This is a genomic window from Devosia lacusdianchii (assembly GCF_022429625.1).
Taxonomy (GTDB): Bacteria; Pseudomonadota; Alphaproteobacteria; order Rhizobiales; family Devosiaceae; genus Devosia; species Devosia lacusdianchii.
Window position 1 is genome coordinate 756,083 of record NZ_CP092483.1, and the last position, 16,983, is coordinate 773,065.

20 protein-coding genes are annotated in these 16,983 nt (G+C 63.5%); 7 read left to right on the plus strand and 13 right to left on the minus strand.

The window, feature by feature from the left end; translation table 11 throughout:
* Positions 1–42 precede the first annotated feature (42 nt).
* Positions 43–717 carry an ArsR/SmtB family transcription factor gene (locus tag MF606_RS03700; RefSeq protein WP_240232308.1) on the plus strand — a complete coding sequence of 225 codons (675 nt, stop codon included), beginning with the start codon at positions 43–45 and terminating at the stop codon, positions 715–717.
* Here the strand turns inward: MF606_RS03700 and glpK are convergent.
* Together glpK and glpD are read right to left on the minus strand one after the other, a co-directional pair.
* The gene (gene glpK, locus MF606_RS03705; protein ID WP_240232309.1) at positions 714–2,201 is read right to left on the minus strand and encodes a glycerol kinase GlpK; all 1,488 of its coding nucleotides are present in this window, start codon (positions 2,199–2,201) and stop codon (positions 714–716) included. The genes MF606_RS03700 and glpK overlap by 4 nt on opposite strands.
* Positions 2,202–2,385: 184 nt before the next feature.
* A complete protein-coding gene (gene glpD / locus MF606_RS03710; protein WP_240232310.1) occupies positions 2,386–3,882 on the minus strand; it encodes a glycerol-3-phosphate dehydrogenase in 1,497 nt (498 codons plus the stop codon).
* Positions 3,883–4,056: 174 nt separating this feature from the next.
* Here glpD and MF606_RS03715 point away from each other — a divergent pair, with 174 nt between their 5' ends.
* Complete coding sequence (locus MF606_RS03715) at positions 4,057–4,992, plus strand: AEC family transporter (RefSeq protein ID WP_240232311.1); 936 nt, start codon at positions 4,057–4,059, stop codon at positions 4,990–4,992.
* A gap of 12 nt (positions 4,993–5,004) precedes the next feature.
* Positions 5,005–5,964, plus strand: a complete 960-nt coding sequence (locus tag MF606_RS03720) for a hypothetical protein (RefSeq protein ID WP_240232312.1) — start codon at positions 5,005–5,007, stop codon at positions 5,962–5,964.
* 10 nt (positions 5,965–5,974) lie between these two features.
* Here MF606_RS03720 and MF606_RS03725 read toward each other — a convergent pair whose 3' ends face one another.
* The 3 genes from MF606_RS03725 to MF606_RS03735 all read right to left on the minus strand — a co-directional run bounded on the left by MF606_RS03725 (position 5,975) and on the right by MF606_RS03735 (position 7,472).
* Entirely contained in the window at positions 5,975–6,598 is a 624-nt protein-coding gene (locus MF606_RS03725) for a dihydrofolate reductase family protein (RefSeq protein ID WP_240232313.1), read from the minus strand.
* A gap of 68 nt (positions 6,599–6,666) precedes the next feature.
* A complete protein-coding gene (locus MF606_RS03730) occupies positions 6,667–7,131 on the minus strand; it encodes an SRPBCC family protein (protein WP_240232314.1) in 465 nt (154 codons plus the stop codon).
* Positions 7,128–7,472, minus strand: coding sequence for an ArsR/SmtB family transcription factor (locus MF606_RS03735; RefSeq protein WP_240232315.1), 345 nt, complete (start codon positions 7,470–7,472; stop codon positions 7,128–7,130). Before MF606_RS03735 ends, MF606_RS03730 begins: the two co-directional genes overlap by 4 nt.
* Positions 7,473–7,631: 159 nt before the next feature.
* Here MF606_RS03735 and MF606_RS21600 point away from each other — a divergent pair, with 159 nt between their 5' ends.
* Both MF606_RS21600 and MF606_RS03740 read left to right on the plus strand, forming a co-directional pair.
* Complete coding sequence (locus tag MF606_RS21600; protein WP_275693122.1) at positions 7,632–7,754, plus strand: hypothetical protein; 123 nt, start codon at positions 7,632–7,634, stop codon at positions 7,752–7,754.
* Between the two features lie 120 nt (positions 7,755–7,874).
* Positions 7,875–8,255: a CPBP family intramembrane glutamic endopeptidase gene (locus tag MF606_RS03740; RefSeq protein ID WP_240232316.1), complete on the plus strand. Its 381-nt coding sequence runs from the start codon at positions 7,875–7,877 to the stop codon at positions 8,253–8,255.
* 9 nt (positions 8,256–8,264) lie between these two features.
* Here MF606_RS03740 and MF606_RS03745 read toward each other — a convergent pair whose 3' ends face one another.
* From MF606_RS03745 to MF606_RS03755, 3 genes are all read right to left on the minus strand, one after another.
* Positions 8,265–9,077 (minus strand): transglutaminase family protein, encoded by an 813-nt coding sequence (locus tag MF606_RS03745; protein WP_240232317.1) that lies wholly within the window; start codon positions 9,075–9,077, stop codon positions 8,265–8,267.
* Positions 9,077–10,027 carry an alpha-E domain-containing protein gene (locus MF606_RS03750; protein ID WP_240232318.1) on the minus strand — a complete coding sequence of 317 codons (951 nt, stop codon included), beginning with the start codon at positions 10,025–10,027 and terminating at the stop codon, positions 9,077–9,079. Before MF606_RS03750 ends, MF606_RS03745 begins: the two co-directional genes overlap by 1 nt.
* A gap of 175 nt (positions 10,028–10,202) precedes the next feature.
* Positions 10,203–11,624 (minus strand): circularly permuted type 2 ATP-grasp protein, encoded by a 1,422-nt coding sequence (locus MF606_RS03755; RefSeq protein ID WP_240232319.1) that lies wholly within the window; start codon positions 11,622–11,624, stop codon positions 10,203–10,205.
* Between the two features lie 161 nt (positions 11,625–11,785).
* On the opposite strand from MF606_RS03755, the gene MF606_RS03760 reads away from it, so the two are divergent.
* Positions 11,786–12,715 (plus strand): 2-hydroxyacid dehydrogenase, encoded by a 930-nt coding sequence (locus tag MF606_RS03760; protein ID WP_240232320.1) that lies wholly within the window; start codon positions 11,786–11,788, stop codon positions 12,713–12,715.
* On the opposite strand, the gene MF606_RS03765 is transcribed toward MF606_RS03760, so the two are convergent.
* The 3 genes from MF606_RS03765 to MF606_RS03775 all read right to left on the minus strand — a co-directional run bounded on the left by MF606_RS03765 (position 12,712) and on the right by MF606_RS03775 (position 14,037).
* Positions 12,712–13,107, minus strand: coding sequence for an endonuclease domain-containing protein (locus MF606_RS03765; RefSeq protein ID WP_240232321.1), 396 nt, complete (start codon positions 13,105–13,107; stop codon positions 12,712–12,714). The genes MF606_RS03760 and MF606_RS03765 overlap by 4 nt on opposite strands.
* Before the next feature lie 70 nt (positions 13,108–13,177).
* Positions 13,178–13,519 (minus strand): cupin domain-containing protein, encoded by a 342-nt coding sequence (locus MF606_RS03770; protein ID WP_240232322.1) that lies wholly within the window; start codon positions 13,517–13,519, stop codon positions 13,178–13,180.
* Between the two features lie 56 nt (positions 13,520–13,575).
* Complete coding sequence (locus MF606_RS03775; RefSeq protein ID WP_240232323.1) at positions 13,576–14,037, minus strand: GNAT family N-acetyltransferase; 462 nt, start codon at positions 14,035–14,037, stop codon at positions 13,576–13,578.
* Between the two features lie 97 nt (positions 14,038–14,134).
* On the opposite strand from MF606_RS03775, the gene MF606_RS03780 reads away from it, so the two are divergent.
* On the plus strand, positions 14,135–15,778 hold the full coding sequence (locus MF606_RS03780; protein ID WP_240232324.1) for an alpha-glucosidase: 1,644 nt from the start codon (positions 14,135–14,137) through the stop codon (positions 15,776–15,778).
* Between the two features lie 4 nt (positions 15,779–15,782).
* On the opposite strand, the gene MF606_RS03785 is transcribed toward MF606_RS03780, so the two are convergent.
* Entirely contained in the window at positions 15,783–16,079 is a 297-nt protein-coding gene (locus MF606_RS03785; RefSeq protein ID WP_240232325.1) for a hypothetical protein, read from the minus strand.
* 48 nt (positions 16,080–16,127) lie between these two features.
* Positions 16,128–16,937, minus strand: a complete 810-nt coding sequence (locus MF606_RS03790; protein ID WP_240232326.1) for a helix-turn-helix domain-containing protein — start codon at positions 16,935–16,937, stop codon at positions 16,128–16,130.
* Between the last annotated feature and the right edge of the window lie 46 nt (positions 16,938–16,983).

The window sequence follows — 16,983 nt, forward strand, 5'->3', positions numbered from 1 at the left end:
TAGTCGCTTGAGCGACGGCAATGGTTCGGCTACGATCGAACTATGAAAGACGGCCCAGCCATCTCCAGCGTCGCCGCGCTGATCGGCGATCCGGCCCGCGCCAACATCCTTACAGCGCTGATGGACGGTCGCGCGCTCACCGTCAGCGAACTGGCTGAAGCGGCTGGTGTGACCTTGCAGACCGCCAGCGGCCACCTGGCCAAGCTCACCGAAGCCAATCTGCTGGTCGCCGAGAAGCAGGGACGTCACCGCTATCTGCGGCTGTCGGGCAATGATGTGGCACAAGTCCTCGAGCAGTTGATGACCCTGGCGCAGCGCACCGGTTCCACCCGCGTCCGTACCGGCCCCAACGACGCCGCCCTGCGCGAGGCGCGCGTCTGTTACGACCACTTGGCCGGCGAGGCCGGCGTTGCTCTTTTCGGCGCGCTTACCGCCAAGGGCCTCGTCACCGGCGGCGAAACGATTTCGCTAACCGACAATGGCCGATCCTGGTTCGAACGCTTCGGCATTCCGGTCTCCGACCTCGAAAGAGCCCGCCGACCGGTGTGCCTTCACTGCCTCGACTGGTCCGAGCGTCGCCACCACCTTGCCGGAGCGCTGGGTTCAGCCCTCCTCGACCAGTTCCTCTACCGCGACTGGCTGCGCCGCGGCACCGGCCGCACCTTGCAGTTCACCACGGCGGGCAAGAAGGCGTTTGCGGCGGAATTCCTGGCCTAGCTCGTCAGCGTTCGCCGCACAGCCACGTCCCAGCCCTTGATCTTGCGCTTGCGCTCACCCGCATCCATCTGCGGCTTGAACTGCGCGTCGCGGGCCCAGCTCGCAGCAAACTCCTTCATCCCGGGCCAGACACCCGCTTTCGATCCCGCGAGCCACGCCGCGCCCAGTGCCGTTGTCTCAAGGATTTTCGGCCGGTCGACCGGCGCGTCGAGCACGTCGGCCAGAAACTGCATGGTCCAGTCCGAAGCCACCATGCCGCCATCGACGCGCAGCACCGTGTCGCCGCCGCCCTTCCAGTCCTTGCGCATGGCTTCCAGCAGGTCGCGCGTCTGGTAACACACTGCTTCCAAAGCAGCTTTTGAAATTTCGGCCGGGCCCGAATTGCGCGTCAGGCCATAGATCGCCCCGCGCGCCTCGGCGTCCCACCATGGCGCGCCCAGCCCGACAAAGGCCGGCACCATATAGACATTCTGGCTGGGGTCGGCCGTGCGCGCTAGTGGCCCGGTTTCGCTGGCGTGCTTGACCAGTTTCAGCCCGTCGCGGATCCATTGCACCGCGGCGCCGGCAATAAAGATCGAGCCTTCAAGGGCATAGCAGGTCTTTCCATCCAACCGGTAGGCGATGGTGGTCAGCAGCCGGTTCTTGCTGCGCACCATGTCGGCGCCGGTATTGAGCAGGGCGAAACAGCCCGTGCCATAGGTCGATTTCAGCATGCCAGGCTGGAAGCATGCTTGCCCTATGCTTGCAGCATGCTGGTCTCCTGCCACCCCGAGGATCGGAATTGTCGCGCCAAAGAGGCTTTCTTCGGTCAGCCCAAAGTCGTCGGCACAGTCTTTCACCTCCGGCAGCAAGGCCGCCGGTACGTCGAACAGCTCGAGCAGCCCCTTGTCCCACTGGTTTTTGGCGATGTCGAACAATAGCGTCCGACCGGCATTGGTGGCGTCGGTGGCGTGTACCTTGCCGCCGGTCAGCCGCCAGATCAGAAAGCTGTCCACCGTCCCAAAGGCCAGTTCGCCCTTCTCGGCGCGCTTGCGGGCACCCTTCACATTGTCCAGCAGCCACTTGACCTTGGTGCCGCTGAAATAGGGGTCGAGCAGCAGTCCGGTCTTCTTGGTGACGGCCGTCTCATGCCCGGCCTTCTTCAGCTTGGCGCAGTAAGCGGCCGTGCGCCGGTCCTGCCACACGATGGCGTTGTGGATCGGCTTGCCCGTCGTCCGGTCCCAGATCAGCGTTGTCTCACGCTGGTTGGTAATGCCGATGGCGGCGACGTCTTTCGCCTCCACCTTGGCCTCCTTGAGCGCCTTGCGGATGGCCCAGACCACCGACTCCCAGATTTCCTCCGGGTCATGCTCGACCCAACCGTCTTGCGGAAAGATCTGGGTGAACTCCTTCTGCCCCACGCCGGCAATGGTCCGGTCCTTACCGAACACGATCGCCCGGCTGGATGTGGTGCCCTGATCGATCGCCAGGATGTATTTGCTCATGAGTGTCTCCGCCACTGAGCTTTCCGCTTATCTCCCCCTCGCCGCTTGTGGGAGAGGGATAGGAAATCCGCGTTCAGCGGATTTTCGAGGGTGAGGGGTGCTCGTCATCCCATGCCAGACGCCAAGTGCCCCCTCATCCGCACTTCGGGGACCTTCTCCCACGAAGGGGAGAAGGGCAGAGCCGCTAGACTTTGCCCGCCAGATACGCCTCCAGCGCCGCGACCTCGTCCTTACTCACCCGCAAGCCGATTTTTGTCCGCCGCCACAACACATCTTGTGCCGTCCGCGCCCATTCATTGGCAACCAGGTAATCCACCTCGGCCGCATAGAGGTCCCAGCCGAAGTGCTGACCAAGCTCTTCAACCGAGTGCGCATTGCCCAGCAGCACCCGTGCCTGAGTGCCGTAGAGCCGCATCATCCGCCGCAGCATCGCGGGCGGCAGCCCGGCATAGTCCATGCCCAGCCGGCGGACCTCTGCCTCGAAAGCCAGGGGTTCGAAACCGCCACCGGGCAGGCGGCTGGTCTTGGTCCAGGCCGCACCCTTCTTGCCGAGCACACCTTCGATCTTCTCCAGCACCGATTCCGCCAGCCGCCGCGACGTGGTGAGCTTGCCGCCGAACACGTTGATCGCTGCGCCGGTCGCCGCATCGCCATCGACCTTGAGCACATAGTCGCGCGTCGCCTCCTGGGCGGCGCTGGCGCCGTCGTCGAACAACGGCCGCACGCCCGAATAGGTCCAATGGATCTGGTCTGATGTCACCGGCTTGGCGAAATACTCGCTGGCCGCCGCGAGCAGGTAGTCGGTCTCGGCCTCGGAGATTCTCACATCCTTGGGGTCGCCCGTATAGTCCTGGTCGGTCGTGCCGATCAGCGTGAAGTCGTCCTCATAGGGAATGGCGAAGATGATCCGGCCGTCGGCGTTCTGGAAGATGTAGCAGCGGTCGTGGTCATAGAGCTTGCGCACCACGATATGGCTGCCCTTGACCAGCCGCACATTGTGCGCCCCGTTCTTGCCCATAGCGCCGGTGATAACGTGGTCGACCCAGGGCCCCGCGGCATTGACCACGAGCTTCGCCCGCACGGTCTGCCGCCCCGCCTCGCCATCGAGCTCCACGGTCCAGCCACCGTTGTCGCGGCGCGCGCTCGTCACCTTGGTGCGCACATGCACGGCCGCGCCCTTATCCGCCGCATCGCGGGCATTGAGCACGACGAAACGTGCATCATCGACCCAGCAATCCGAGTATTCGAAGCCCAGTCGGTAGCCCGGCTTCAGCGGCTTTCCGGTGACGTCGCGGGTCAGGTCCAGTGTCTTGGTCGGCGGCAACAGACGCCGCCCGCCCATATAGTCATACATGGCAAGCCCGGCCCGCAGCACCATCGCCGGCCGCAACCCCTTGTGGTGCGGCAGCACGAAGCGTAGCGGCTTGATGATATGCGGTGCTTCCGCCCACAGCACTTCGCGCTCGGCCAGCGCTTCATGCACCAGCCGGAACTCGTAATGTTCGAGGTAGCGCAGCCCGCCATGCACCAGCTTGGTCGCGGCCGAAGAGGTGCCGCTGGCCAGGTCGTTCATTTCGGCCAGCGCCACCGAATAGCCGCGGCCCACCGCATCGCGCGCCACGCTGGCGCCATTGATGCCGCCGCCAATCACGAAGACGTCGACACTGTCGCTACTGGCCATATACGCCCCCAAAGTTGTGCTTTCGCTTGTACGCGTTTTGATTTCGTTTGTGAAGAAAATCGTTTCGGTTTGGCGGCCATAGCGATCGATCAATCTACCATACAAGATGGCCGTTGACCTGGCCCGATGAGGCGGGTAGGGCAGGGTGTTCTTTCGGCCAAGGAACTTCCGGCCATGCTTGCGATCATCACCGTTATTGCGCCCATCTTCGCACTGATGGCGCTCGGCTATGGCGCGGTGCGCTTTCGTCTCTTCCCGGCCGACGGCATCAAGAGCCTGATCGCCTTCGTTAACAATTTCGCGACACCCTGCCTGCTGTTCCATTCGCTGCTGACCAGCGACCTGCGCTCGGCCTTCAACCTCGCCATCATCGGCCCCTTCTACCTGGGCGCCCTCATCTGCTTCGTCCTCGGCATCGTCATCGCCATCAAGGTCTTCGGCAATCGCCCGGGCGAGGGCGTGTCGGTCGGCTTTTCCGGTACCTTCACCAATACTGTGCTGGTCGGCCTGCCCATCCTGACCCGCGCCTACGGCCCCGACGCGCTGCCGGTGACGCTGTCGATCATCGGCCTGCATGGCGCTATTCTGCTGACCATCGGCATGGTGACCATGGAATTGGTGCGCCGCGACGGCCAGCCGCTGGGCAAGACCCTGGTCGTGGCGGCCAAGCGCGTGCTGTCCAACCCGCTGATCTGGGGCATTATCGCCGGCATGGTCGGCTATTTCTCCGGCCTCACCCTCATCGAGCCGGCCGAGGCTTTCTTCGTCATGATGAGTTCGGCCGTCGTCCCCGCCGCCCTTTTCGGCATCGGCGGGGCACTCTACGAGTTCAAGCTCAGCGAAAACTGGAAGCAGGCGCTCGTCGCCTCCTCGATCAAGCTCATCGTCCACCCGGCCATCGCCTATGTGCTGATGATTTGGGTGCTGCACGTCCCCATGGACATCGCGCGCTATGGTATCCTGCTGGCCGCCATGCCATCGGGCGTCAACGTCTACGTCTTCGCCACCTACTACAATCGCGGTACCAGCGTCGCCGCCAATACCATCCTGATTGCCACGGTGGCCTCGGCATTGACCATATCGGCCTGGCTCTATCTGCTGAGCCTCTAGCCGGAGCTCTCAGTGACAGCCCATATCGACGACTACCTGAAGCTGCGCCAGACCACGCTGCATCTGCTCACACCAGCCGAGCGGATCGCGTTTTGCTCGGCCGTCGCTGCCTGGCTCCGCCACGCAGAATCCTGGATTCGCGCCGACGCCGCGGAACGCCTGGCCACGGCGGTATTCTGGGAGAGCTATCGGCGCGACGATCCAAACGCGCCGCACATGACCCACTATGCGCATCGCGCTGCCTGGCTCCTGGAGGAGATCGAGGCAGCCCAACTGAGCCATGCCGATATCCTGCCGGCCTTCATCCGACACCTGCGCTACCGCTCCCCATCCGGACCGCAATTGCCGATCGTGCTGGCCTGGTTCGATCGCCTTGAGGGCCAGCCGCCACCGGGGTTCGACACCAACCTCGTCGTCGGTACGCGCCTTCTCTTGGTCGAACCCATGGAATGGCGCATCGCGGCGCCCAGCTGGCTGGCTCTGCTCGATCATCCCTCCGATTGGGTACGCGGCTGCGCCGCTGTGAGGCTGGGCGGTTGCGACGATGACGATACCGCGCCCAGCCGGACCGACCTGTTTGCGATTGTCGGCGGAAAGGAACTGCTTCGGCCCGGCATTGCCGGACCCTTCTGGTCGCCCTCCCATGCCGATGGCGGCGGGAGCGATACCGAGACGGTTATCCTCTGGATGATGGACCTGCTCGAACGCCGTATCGGTCCGCCGCCGCCGTTCGAAGACATGCCCAGCAATGACATCGACTTCTTTCTGCACGAACTGTGCAGCTTCTCGCCCGAACTGGTCGACCGCATGCTGCGCGGCGGCTTCGTCGAGTTGGCGTTGATGACGGCCACCGAAATTCGCGGCTTTGTCGAGGGCATGCGACCAAGGCTCGAGACTCTGGCCGGCAATGCCGACGCCGGTGTCGGCGCGGCAGCGTCAAAGCACCTTGAGCTCTACTACGCCGCCGACTAGCCGATCGCCCTCACGTCAGCAATTCCGTGAACCGAACCGGCGCCCCCATGTCGATTGGAGCGCGTGGCTCGAACGACAGGCCCATAACGCCACTTTCGAACGCCCGCGTCTCCACCAGCACCATGTCCCGCTTCTCCGCCAGCTCTCCGAACCACGAGGCGCCCGGAGACACAGTCGGAAACACGAACAGGTTGAACCGGTCGACCAGTCCCAGCCGAACCATGGATCGGGCCAGCTCCGCTCCGCCGGACAGATGGATGTCGCCGCCAGGCTTCGCCTTCAGCTCGGCGATGAACGCGACCAGCGCCGCATCGTCCTCCGCCACGACCTGCCGGGCATTGTGCCACCACTCCAGCGGCCGCGAGCCGCTGCGCGAGATCACCAGCTTCTCGGTGTCGTGCATGTGCCGCGCCATCTGCTGGTTGCTGTCGGTGCCTTCGCCCGAGGCCAGCGCGCTAGGCCAATAGGCCACCATTTCGTCATAGGTCGTCCGCCCCACCAGCAGCGTATCCGACGTCTTGGCATTGGCGTTGATCTGCCGATAGAGGTCGTCGCCGACCCCACCGATCCACTCGAGGGGCTGGTCCAACCGCCCGTTGAGCGTCGTCATCATACCCAGAACCAGTTTGCGCATCATCGCCTCTAAAGTTAGCTGTTGGGATAAGTAATAGTTCGTGCCTCACCCTGCTGGTGAGGCTTGGCCTAGTTCTCGACGAGTGCGGCCAGCTGTGCTGCCACAGTGCCCCACCCGTCATAGAAGCCCAGGTCGCGATGCATCTTCTGGTCGTCCGGATTGCGATGCATCACCAGCGCGCGGTAGGCCGTGCCAAGATCGTGGTCATCAAGCGTAATGATCGCGGTCATGAAGGGCTGTTCGGCCGGGCGATACCCGCCCACCAGGGCGTTGGTGAAGACGATGCGTTTGCCGGGATCGATCTCCAGGTAGCAGGCGCTGAGATGCGGGCCAAAGGGCGAACCGCCTTCGCTGATCCTGGTGATCAGGGCTCCGCCAGGGCGCACATCCATGGTCTCCACCTTGCACAGTGCCGGCGCGGGAACCCACCACTGTTCGAAGCTGGCCGGGTTGGTCCATGCCGCCCATACGGCCGAGCGCGGCGCCTTGATGGTGCGCGTGATTTCGAGATCGCGTTCTGGGTCCAAAGTCATGATTTGAGCTCCTTGTTGGTGGCGGCGATGGCGAACTGCTCCAGCCGGTCAGTCCGGCCTTCCCAGATCGCGCGTTGCTCGCCAAGCCAGCCATCGACCGCCGCGAACCGCGCCTTGTCGATCTCGCAAGTCCTGACCCGGCCGGACTTGCGGGTGCGGATCAGCCCGGTTTCCTCGAGCAAGTGGATGTGCTTCATGAACGAGGGCAGGGCCATGTCGAACGGCTGTGCCAGCTCGCCCACACTTGCCGGCCCGCGTCCCAATCGTCCGATGACGGCCCGTCGCGTCGGATCGGCCAAAGCCTGAAAAATGCCATCGAGATGGTGTTGATACTGTGCCATAAGGCTAAGTATCATGACAAGAAACTAAGCACAAGAGCTAAGTGTTATGCTGCCCCGCGGGACATAATGCGAGCAGGTCCAACCCATTGCATCCTCCACCCTTTAACTCGGCTCGCGCGCACTTACGTCCTCGCTCAACATACCCATCGGGGCTGCCATATGTCCGACGCGCGGTCTCTCGGATCACTCGTCCTGTTCGTCACCATTTTCGCCGCCGGCTGGATCGCTTCGGTCGTCCTGGTTTGGCAGCTTGGCCCGGTTCCCGAGGCCGCCCAACCCTGATACCGCACCCTCTATTGGTGTGCCGCCGTCATTGCCTGGCTGTGGTGGCAGCACCCGCAAGAACCGGCCAACTGGCTTGGTCTTGCCCCTTTCACTGCCCGCGCTGGCATGTGGAGTGCCTTGGCGTTGGTAATTGTGGTGGGGTGTAACCTGCTGCGTGTGCAGGTTGTGGGCTCCATTGGCCAGTTGGCATCGCTCCCGCCCGTCGAGCTTGGCTGGATCATAGTCGCGGCAGCAGTCGAGGAACTGGTGTTCAGGGGCGCCATCCAGACCCGGCTGGCTCAGATTTGGCGCCCCGCTATTGCCATCGGCGTTACGGCCATCGCGTTCCTGGCCATCCATTTTCCGGGTCGGGTGTTGCTGGCGGCAATGTCTGACGCGACGACAATGGTCTCGGTCTTTCTCACCGGCCTGGTCTGTGGCTTGCTACGTCATCGAACCGGTAGTCTATGGCCGGCCATTGCGGCCCACACCGCAAACAATTTCGGCGTGCTGTTCTAGCGCGCATGCCTAGTCGTGCCGTGACACATCCACATCGACCGTCTTCACTCCATCGCCGGCGGGCACGGCGCGCACCGGCTGCGCACCCAGCGCATCGAGTCCTGCGGCCAGCCGCACGTGCCGGTCGGTCGGGCACAATTGCAGCAGAGGGTCGAAGCCGATCCAGCCCAGCCCTTCGTCGAACGCCTCGGCCCAGGCATGAAACGGGGCTTGCCCGTCTTCGGCCTCGGCCAGATACCCGGTGACGTAGCGCGCCGGGATATCCAGCGCTCGCGCCGCGCCGATAAAGGCATGGGCATAGTCGCTGGCCGGGGGCAGGGGCTTGCTGTCGCCACCCTGGCTTTGCGACTGCGAGCCATCGGCGGCCATCTGCGTCTGCACCTGGCCCTCTTCGGCCACACCCAATGTTTCCCCGACCCGTGCCATCAGCCCGTGCAGGATATCGAGGCGGCTTTCCTTGCTGCCGCGAAACTTGCCGTAAAGCGCCACCGGCGCCTTGGTCAGCGCAGTGACCCGCCGATAGAGCGCCGGCACCGGCTCGCCGCCGGGCCGGCCAAGCACGCCATGCCTGTCGGTGGTTTCCACCGCGCCCTTGACGATGATCTGCAACACGCCCTCGGGCTTGCTCTGGTTCACCAGATGCACCGTATTGCCATAGGCATCGCTGAACCGTCCGGCATTGCCGATGCCGGGCATTTCCACGCTCCAGCTCTCGACCTTCTGCGTCGGCCCGCTCTGCGGCGTCAACAGCAATTGCAGCACCGCATGGGCCGTGCCGGGCGGGGGTGTGATGCTCAGTTCATGGCGGATGGAAATACGCATCAGTAAAAGTTGTAGCTCTCCGATAGGGCATTCGACACGCGGTTGTTGCGGGCGATGAACTCGGTCAGGAATTCGTGCAGGCCATGGGCGAAGATGGTGTCCATGGTCGTGCCCTCCACCATCGATCGCAACTGCCCCGCAGCCTCGTTGCAGCTCTGCTTTTTGCCATAGAACTCCGCCAGCGTTTCCGTCGTCTGTTCGAGGAACCGGGCGCAAAAGATCAGTGATCGCGGCATTTCCGGCCGCAGGATCAGGAAATCGGCGATGTTATGGGCCTTGTAGCGGTCGTGATAGACGTGCCGGTAGCTGCGATGGGCGGATGCCGCCCGCAGGATCAGCGTCCATTGCTGGATGTCGAGATCGCCGCCCACCATCTTGGCGCGCGGCAGCAGCACGTAATATTTCATGTCGAGAATGCGGGCCGTATTGTCCGCCCGCTCGATGAAGTTCCCGGCTTGCAGAAACGCAAACCCGTCATCGCGCAGGATGGTGCCGAGCAGCGCCCCGCGGAACTCGTGGCTGAGATGCTTGACCCATTCCAAAAGGCCCAAGAGCTTCGCCCCACGCACGTCGCGCGGCTTGATCTGGCTGAATTCGAGCCAGGCGCTGTTGATGCTCTCCCACATATCGCTGGTAATCGCCGTGCGCACCGAGCGCGCATTGGTGCGCGCCGCCTGCAGGCACGCAAATACCGAACTCGGATTATCAGGGTCGAACATCATGAAATGGGCGACCGTGTCGACATCGGGCGTCGTGTGCTTCTTGTTGAAGTCCTCGTCGACCTCCGCCGCCTGCATCATCGACATCAGATGCTCGCTGGCCCCGCCTTCACGCCGGCTGGTGAGGCTCATCCGATACCCCGCCTCCAGCAGCCGCGCCATGTTTTCTGCCCGCTCGACATAGCGGGAGAGCCAGAACAGGTTTTGTGCGGTGCGTCCGAGCATGCTCATGGGGAGATCGGGGTGGTGGCCACCCCCCTCCCAGCCTCCCCCACAAGGGGGGAGGTGCTGCCCGGAGCTTGCGGTACGATCTCGTCAAAACCGTAGCCCTGCACCGCCCCCTTGAAGGGGGAGGGTGGGAGGGGGTAGGGCCACAAACGCGGATTGCTGGAGAGCGACTGCATCATCAATCTTCCAGCACCCACGTATCTTTTGTGCCGCCGCCCTGGCTGGAATTCACCACCAGTGAGCCCTTCTTGAGCGCCACGCGCGTCAGGCCGCCGGGGGTAATCCGCACCTCGTCACCGATAAGCACATAGGGCCGCAAATCCACGTGGCGCGGGGCGATGCCGGCGTTCACGTAAGTGGGGCAGGTGCTCAACGCCAGCGTCGGCTGCACAATGTAATTGTCCGGTCGCGCCTCGATTTTCCGGCGGAACTCGGCATGCATGGCCTTGGACGAGGTCGGCCCCACCATCATGCCATAGCCGCCCGAGCCGTGAACCTCCTTCACCACCAGGTCGCCGATATTATCGAGCACCCAGTGGCGCTGCTCCTCGTCGGTGCAGTTATAGGTCGGCACGTTCTGCAGCAGCGCCTTCTCGCCGAGATAGAACTCGATGATCTCAGGCACGTAGGTGTAAACTGCCTTGTCGTCGGCAATGCCCGTGCCTGGCGCGTTGACCAGCGTGACATTCCCGGCTCGATAGGCATTAAACAGCCCAGGCACGCCCAGCATGGATTCGGGCTTGAAGGTCAGCGGATCGAGATAGTCGTCGTCGATGCGCCGGTAGATCACGTCCACCCGTTCGGGCCCGGTCGTGGTCCGCATATAGACCTTGCCACCATCGACAAAGAGATCGGGCCCCTCGCACAGCGTCGCGCCCATCCGGTCGGCGAGGAACGAGTGTTCGAAATAGGCCGAATTGTAGATGCCCGGCGTCAGCACGACGATATTGGGCGATGACCCCGCGCCAGCAGGCGCTACGCTTTCCAGCGTCCGCCGCAAGTTTTCCGGATAGGTCTCGACCGGCGCGACCTTGCTGCGCTGGAACAGGTCCGGCGCCAGCATCATCATCGCCTCGCGGTCTTCCAGCATGTAGCTGACGCCCGAAGGCGTGCGCAGATTGTCTTCCAGCACATAGAATTCGTCCGGCCCGACCCGCACGATGTCGACGCCGATAATGTGGGCATAGACGCCCTTGGCCGGCTCCAGCCCCATCATCTCCGGGCAGAACGCGGCGTTCTGCAGGATCAGCTTGGCCGGAATCCGCCCGGCCTTCAGTATCTCCTGGCGATGGTAGATGTCGTAGAGAAAGGCGTTGAGCGCCTTGACCCGTTGCTCGATCCCCTTGCTCAGCCGCCGCCATTCCATCGCCGAAATGATGCGGGGTATCACATCAAAGGGGATGACTTTCTCGGTGCCCTCCTCCGAGCCATAGACGGCAAAGGTGATACCGAGCTTGCGGAAGATGGCCTCGGCGTCCGACTGCATCAGCGTCAGCGCTTTGTCCGGCTGTTCTTCGAGCCACTGGGCCAGGGCCCGATAAGGTTCGCGGACGCTGCCATCCGCATTATACATTTCGTCGAACGGCGGTTTGTCGCCCATTATGCTCCGAGTGGTAATACGGCTCGTCCCATCGCCTTCACATTGCTACACTTTTATGAGGCGGCGGCAAGCCGGTCGCCGGCTTTTTGCTGAGGGCGGGTCGACTTGAATGGTAGGGGCGGCTATTCCTAGCCAACCCCTTCCAGATATTGCGAGTTCCCATGGCCATCGAGATTCTGCAAACCGGCAAGCTGCTCGATAGCTGTGAGACGGCCCTCGCCGAACGCTATACCGTCCACAAGCTGCACGAGCAGGCCGACCCCAAGGCCTGGTTGGCGGCCAATGGCGCCCGCATTCGCGCCCATGCGGGTTCGGGCGTGCAGGCTGATCTGATGGATGCGCTGCCCAATCTCGAAATTATTGCCAGCTTCGGCGTCGGCTACGACAATATCGACACCAAGACCGCCAAGGCCCGCAATATCCGCGTCACCAACACGCCTAACGTGCTCAACGACGCCGTCGCCGAGCTCACCATCGGCCTCATGATTGCGTTGGCCCGCCGCATCCCGCAGGGCGACCAATATGTCCGCCAGGGCAAGTGGCCGTCGGCCAATATGGGCCTCTTCTCCGAACTGACCGGCAAGACCGTCGGCATTCTCGGCCTCGGCCGCATCGGCAAGGAGATCGCCGTCAGGGCCCAGGCCATGAAGATGCGCGTCGTCTATTACGGCCGCAAGCGCCAACCCACCGAGCCGCATGTCTACTACGACAACCTCGTCGACATGGCCCGCGACAGCGACTGGCTGGTCATCATCGCGCCCGGCGGCAAAGGCACCGAGCGCATCGTCAGCCGCGACGTTCTCGAAGCGCTCGGTCCGAAGGGCATGCTGGTCAATGTTGCCCGTGGCACCCTGATCGACGAGCCGGCCATGCTCGAATTGCTGCAATCCGGCAGCCTCGGCGGCGCCGCACTCGACGTGTTCGAAAACGAGCCTGCCGTTCCCGCCGGCTTCCTCGCGCTCGACAACGTCGTCCTCAGCCCCCACCAGGGCAGCGCCACCAACCAGACTCGCGACGCCATGGGCGCCTTGCTCGTCGCCAACCTCGAAGCCCATTTCGCCGGAGAACCGCTGATCAGCGCTGTGGTTTAGTCAAAACTCTCAGTCGGGCTCCCCTCCCCCTTGCGGGGAGGGGTTGGGGTGGGGGTGCGATCTCTCAGCGCGGCGCTGAGCACGGCAAAGACGCCCTCCGCGTTGCCAAGCACATCATTGTTGGTAAATCGCAGCACGGAATAGCCGCGCCCCGCCAGGTAAGTCGTTCGCCTTGCATCATAGGCCATGGCCTCGTCTGTTCCGTGCGTATCGCCGTCGATCTCGACAACAAGCGCGGCGTGATGACAGACGAAGTCCACGTAGTAGGGGCCGATCTGCGCTTGCCGGCGGAAATGGAACCCCGTCTTTCTGAACGTGTAGACGATTTGCCAGAAACGCCGCTCCGCTGGCGTTTGGTCTCTGCGAAGTTGGCGAGAACGGTCTCTGGACATAGCTCAGCATACCCCCACCCCAACCCCTCCCTGCAAGGGGGAGGGGAGGTCGACTGAGCGTTTTGAGGCCTCACTCCAAATTCTCCTGCACCATGGTCCCAGCCTGGTGCACGCAGAACACCACCAGCCGGCCATCGCCGATATTGATGAATTTGTGCGGTACCCCGCCCGGCACCACGGCGATATCCCCTGGTCCGGCCTCGAACGTCTCTTCGCCCGCCACGATCCGCGCCCGGCCCGATTGCACGAACCACGTCTCGGGGTAGGGATGGACATGCAGCCCCGGTCCCTGACCCGGATCATTGTCCACGGCAAAGAACGAGATGTCCGTGCCATAGGCCGTGCCCTCAAATCTGATCGTCCGGCTCTCGCTCGGCGTCCGGTCCGCTGCGCGCAATACCTGTGCCATCATGAGTCTCCTGTGCTCGTTGCTGAGACGACGAGCGAGCTCATCGGTTTTCGACACGCTCAGCTGTTGATCACGAATATCCGATGCGGCTCTCCGCTCATCAGGATCACGTCTGCCGCCGTCCACCCCTGCTGTTCGAACAGGTGCACCGCATCCGCCGTGAGCGCGTAGAGCCGCCGATGCCCCAGCCGCAGCGCCTCCGCCTTCGCCCGGCCCAGCAACGCCTTGGCCACGCCGCGCCGCCGCACCTGCGGCATCACCACCAGCCCGCCGACCCATGGCGATCGCTCGGTTACCAGCCCGCCGGAACTCGCTGTCAGTGCGCAGGTGCCCACCACCACGCCATCCTGTAGCGCCACGATGCCCAGCGGCAACCCGTCCCGCCGCATCCGCTCGCTCAGGTCGGTCCGCGCCGAAGCCCCGCGCGCATTGTACCAATCGGGCCATTCGCTCTCGAACAGCGCGGACAGCGGCTCGATGGCGTCCTTGTGGTCAATCAGCAACGCTGTCGATATCGTCATCGTCCTGCCTTTCTCGCACGGCCTACCTGCATCATGTGGCGATTCCCTCCGGCCCCACAAAGGGCTAGCGTCGGCATCGATGAATGAGGAGACCGGCATGGGTGAGTGGTGGCGCGGCGGAGTGATCTATCAGGTCTATCCGCGTTCGTTTCAGGATAGCAATGGCGACGGCATCGGCGATCTGCCCGGCATTATCCGCCGGCTCGATCACATCGTCAGCCTCGGCGTCGATTGTATCTGGCTCTCGCCCATCACCCGCTCGCCCCAGGCTGATATGGGCTATGACGTCTCCGACTATCGCGACGTCGATCCGCTTTTCGGCTCGCTGCACGATTTCGACAGTCTGGTCGAACAGGCCCATGCCAGGGGCCTCAAGGTCATCATGGATCAGGTGGTGAGTCACACCTCGGACCTGCATCCCTGGTTCCAGGAATCCCGCCTCAACCGCACCAATGCCAAGGCCGACTGGTATGCCTGGGCCGATCCGCTCCCCGATGGCTCTCCGCCCAATAACTGGCCGGCGGTGTTCGGCGGCCGCGCCTGGGAGTGGAACCCGACGCGCGGGCAGTACTACCTGCACAACTTTCTCGCCAGCCAGCCCGACCTCAACTTCCATAATCCCGAAGTGCAGCAGGCCGTGCTCGATGTCATGCGCTTCTGGCTCGAGCGCGGCATCGATGGCTTCCGCCTCGATACCGTGAATTACTACTTTCACGACAGGAAGCTGCGCTCGAACCCGCCCAACAAGCGCCACGAGCATCTGCCCTACGCGGTCAATCCCTACGACATGCAGGAGCACCGCTACTCCAAGAGCCAGCCGGAAAACGTCGACTTCCTGCGCCGCGTCCGCTCCCTGCTCAACGAATTCCCCGGCACCACCTCGGTCGGCGAGGTCGGCGACAGCCACAAATCCGTTCAGCTCATGGCCGAATACACTTCAGGCGGCGATACGCTGCATATGTGCTACGGCTTCGATTTCCTCGGCCCCGAATTCACCGCCGCCCATTTCCGCACCCGCATCGAGCAATTCTTCAAAGCCGGTCCCGATAGCTGGCCGTGCTGGAGCTTTTCCAACCATGACGTGCCGCGTCATATGACCCGCTGGGCTGCTCATAGCCGCTCACCCGCCGAACTCGCCCGCCAGACCGCTGCACTGGTGCTAAGCCTCAAGGGCTCGGTCTGCCTCTATCAGGGCGAAGAACTCGGCCTGCCGGAAACCGATCTGCTGTTCGAGGAACTCACCGATCCGCGCGGTATTCGCTTCTGGCCGGAAGACAAGGGCCGTGACGGCTGCCGCACGCCGATCCCGTGGGACGAGGGCGAGGCCCCCAATGGCTTCACCTCGGGCACGCCCTGGCTGCCGGTCAAGCCGGCTCAGTCGGCCCTCAATGTCGCGGCGCAGAACGGCGACGAAACCTCGACGCTCGGCTTCTACCGCACCATCCTGGCCTGGCGAAAAGCCCACGCGGCGCTGATCGAGGGTAGCGTGGAATTCGAAAAGACCGCTGAACCGATCCTGGCCTATCGCCGCGTCGCCGGCGACCACAGCCTGCTCTGCGTCTTCAACCTCTCCCCTGACCCGCGCGAAGTCACGGTCAGCGGCATCGCCTCGGGCATCGAGCTCGAACCCGTGTCCCAGAACGCGGCGCTTGCTGGCAAGACCCTGAAACTGGGTGCCAACGGCTACGCCTTCGTCGCCCTGCCGGCGTCGACCCGGGCCAAGGTCAGCTACAAGGACTAGATGCCTACTGCACGCGCTCAAACGTGTTCGGATCGTAGAATTGCATCTCTTCCCCGCCTTCCGGCTTGCGCACGAAGGCGCGGATGCAGCCGTTCCAGCGCTCGACGCGGGTGGCATCCACCCCCTCCTGGCGCAGGCGCATCAGGTCGAACTCGTTCAGCTCCTGCTCGGTAAACGGCTTGCCGATCTGGATGCTGAAATTGGTGACGATGCCGCGATCATCGGTGCAGAAGGCGGCCTGCGCCGGGAAGGCCGTCAGCAGCACGAGGCCGGCGGCGCAGAAACTGGTCCGGATGAACATGTCAGAATCTCCTGTTGCGGCTAGCTATCGCGAGCAATTGTGGCGGCCTCACGCCGGCGATCCTGCATCCGGCGACTGACGCGCATTGCGCATATAATCCACCGGCGAGCGCCCAACCACGTTGCGGAAGTCGTTACTGAAATGGGCCTGATCGGTATAGCCCAGCTCATGAGCAATGCGGGTCCAGTTCGGATCAGTTTCCTCGGTCGCCAGCCGGGCAGCTTCTGTCAACCGATAGAGTCGGATCACCCACTTGGCCCGAACCCCGACATGATTCTGGAACAGATGCTGCAGCGTACGCTCGCTGAGCCCGCTGCGCTCGGCCAACGCGCCCACCGAGACGATCGAACGGTCCTGCTGAATCTGGCTAACGATCCGGCTGGCCGTGGCGACATTGCCGTCAATCTCGGGCAGGCCATCGCCCGCCAGCAGGGCCTCCACCATATCGAGCATCGCTGTCGGATCGTTGGTCGCGAGCAAGGCCTGCCGCCAGGCCGCATCTGCCCGCGGGAACAGCGTCTCGGCCTCGATCGTCCGATCAACCAATTCGGCGACGGCGTGCCCCAGAAACGGCCGGAAGCCGCCGGGACGGAACATGATGCCGACGACGCTGGCCGAGCCGCTGACCGTGTAAGTGTAACGGCTCGTGGTCACGCCAGTGACCCAGCCGCGCTCCAGCGTGAATGCCAGGTTCAGCCGAGGTTGTGGCAACAGCTCGGTCGCGTAACTCTGCCCCTCGGGCAGGTGCCAGTCGACCATCCAGTAATATTCGACGAACGGCGCCAGTCGTGCCGTAGGCTCGAACCGGCGTACCGCATAGCTGCGCGCCGCATCCTCGGGGTAGAGAATACCCGGCATCGTCTCGGTCTTTTCGGCGAACGTTTTTGCGGGTTTTTGCAATTGG

Excerpts from the sequence above, each read along its gene's own strand:
- MF606_RS03700 (WP_240232308.1), top strand. The coding sequence starts at position 43 with ATGAAAGACGGCCCAGCCATCTCCAGCGTCGCCGCGCTGATCGGCGAT.
- glpK (WP_240232309.1), bottom strand. The coding sequence starts at position 2,201 with ATGAGCAAATACATCCTGGCGATCGATCAGGGCACCACATCCAGCCGG.
- glpD (WP_240232310.1), bottom strand. The coding sequence starts at position 3,882 with ATGGCCAGTAGCGACAGTGTCGACGTCTTCGTGATTGGCGGCGGCATC.
- MF606_RS03715 (WP_240232311.1), top strand. The coding sequence starts at position 4,057 with ATGCTTGCGATCATCACCGTTATTGCGCCCATCTTCGCACTGATGGCG.
- MF606_RS03725 (WP_240232313.1), bottom strand. The coding sequence starts at position 6,598 with ATGCGCAAACTGGTTCTGGGTATGATGACGACGCTCAACGGGCGGTTG.
- MF606_RS03730 (WP_240232314.1), bottom strand. The coding sequence starts at position 7,131 with ATGACTTTGGACCCAGAACGCGATCTCGAAATCACGCGCACCATCAAG.
- MF606_RS03735 (WP_240232315.1), bottom strand. The coding sequence starts at position 7,472 with ATGGCACAGTATCAACACCATCTCGATGGCATTTTTCAGGCTTTGGCC.
- MF606_RS21600 (WP_275693122.1), top strand. The coding sequence starts at position 7,632 with ATGTCCGACGCGCGGTCTCTCGGATCACTCGTCCTGTTCGTCACCATT.
- MF606_RS03745 (WP_240232317.1), bottom strand. The coding sequence starts at position 9,077 with ATGCGTATTTCCATCCGCCATGAACTGAGCATCACACCCCCGCCCGGC.
- MF606_RS03750 (WP_240232318.1), bottom strand. The coding sequence starts at position 10,027 with ATGAGCATGCTCGGACGCACCGCACAAAACCTGTTCTGGCTCTCCCGC.
- MF606_RS03755 (WP_240232319.1), bottom strand. The coding sequence starts at position 11,624 with ATGGGCGACAAACCGCCGTTCGACGAAATGTATAATGCGGATGGCAGC.
- MF606_RS03760 (WP_240232320.1), top strand. The coding sequence starts at position 11,786 with ATGGCCATCGAGATTCTGCAAACCGGCAAGCTGCTCGATAGCTGTGAG.
- MF606_RS03765 (WP_240232321.1), bottom strand. The coding sequence starts at position 13,107 with ATGTCCAGAGACCGTTCTCGCCAACTTCGCAGAGACCAAACGCCAGCG.
- MF606_RS03770 (WP_240232322.1), bottom strand. The coding sequence starts at position 13,519 with ATGATGGCACAGGTATTGCGCGCAGCGGACCGGACGCCGAGCGAGAGC.
- MF606_RS03775 (WP_240232323.1), bottom strand. The coding sequence starts at position 14,037 with ATGACGATATCGACAGCGTTGCTGATTGACCACAAGGACGCCATCGAG.
- MF606_RS03780 (WP_240232324.1), top strand. The coding sequence starts at position 14,135 with ATGGGTGAGTGGTGGCGCGGCGGAGTGATCTATCAGGTCTATCCGCGT.
- MF606_RS03785 (WP_240232325.1), bottom strand. The coding sequence starts at position 16,079 with ATGTTCATCCGGACCAGTTTCTGCGCCGCCGGCCTCGTGCTGCTGACG.
- MF606_RS03790 (WP_240232326.1), bottom strand. The coding sequence starts at position 16,937 with ATGCCGGGTATTCTCTACCCCGAGGATGCGGCGCGCAGCTATGCGGTA.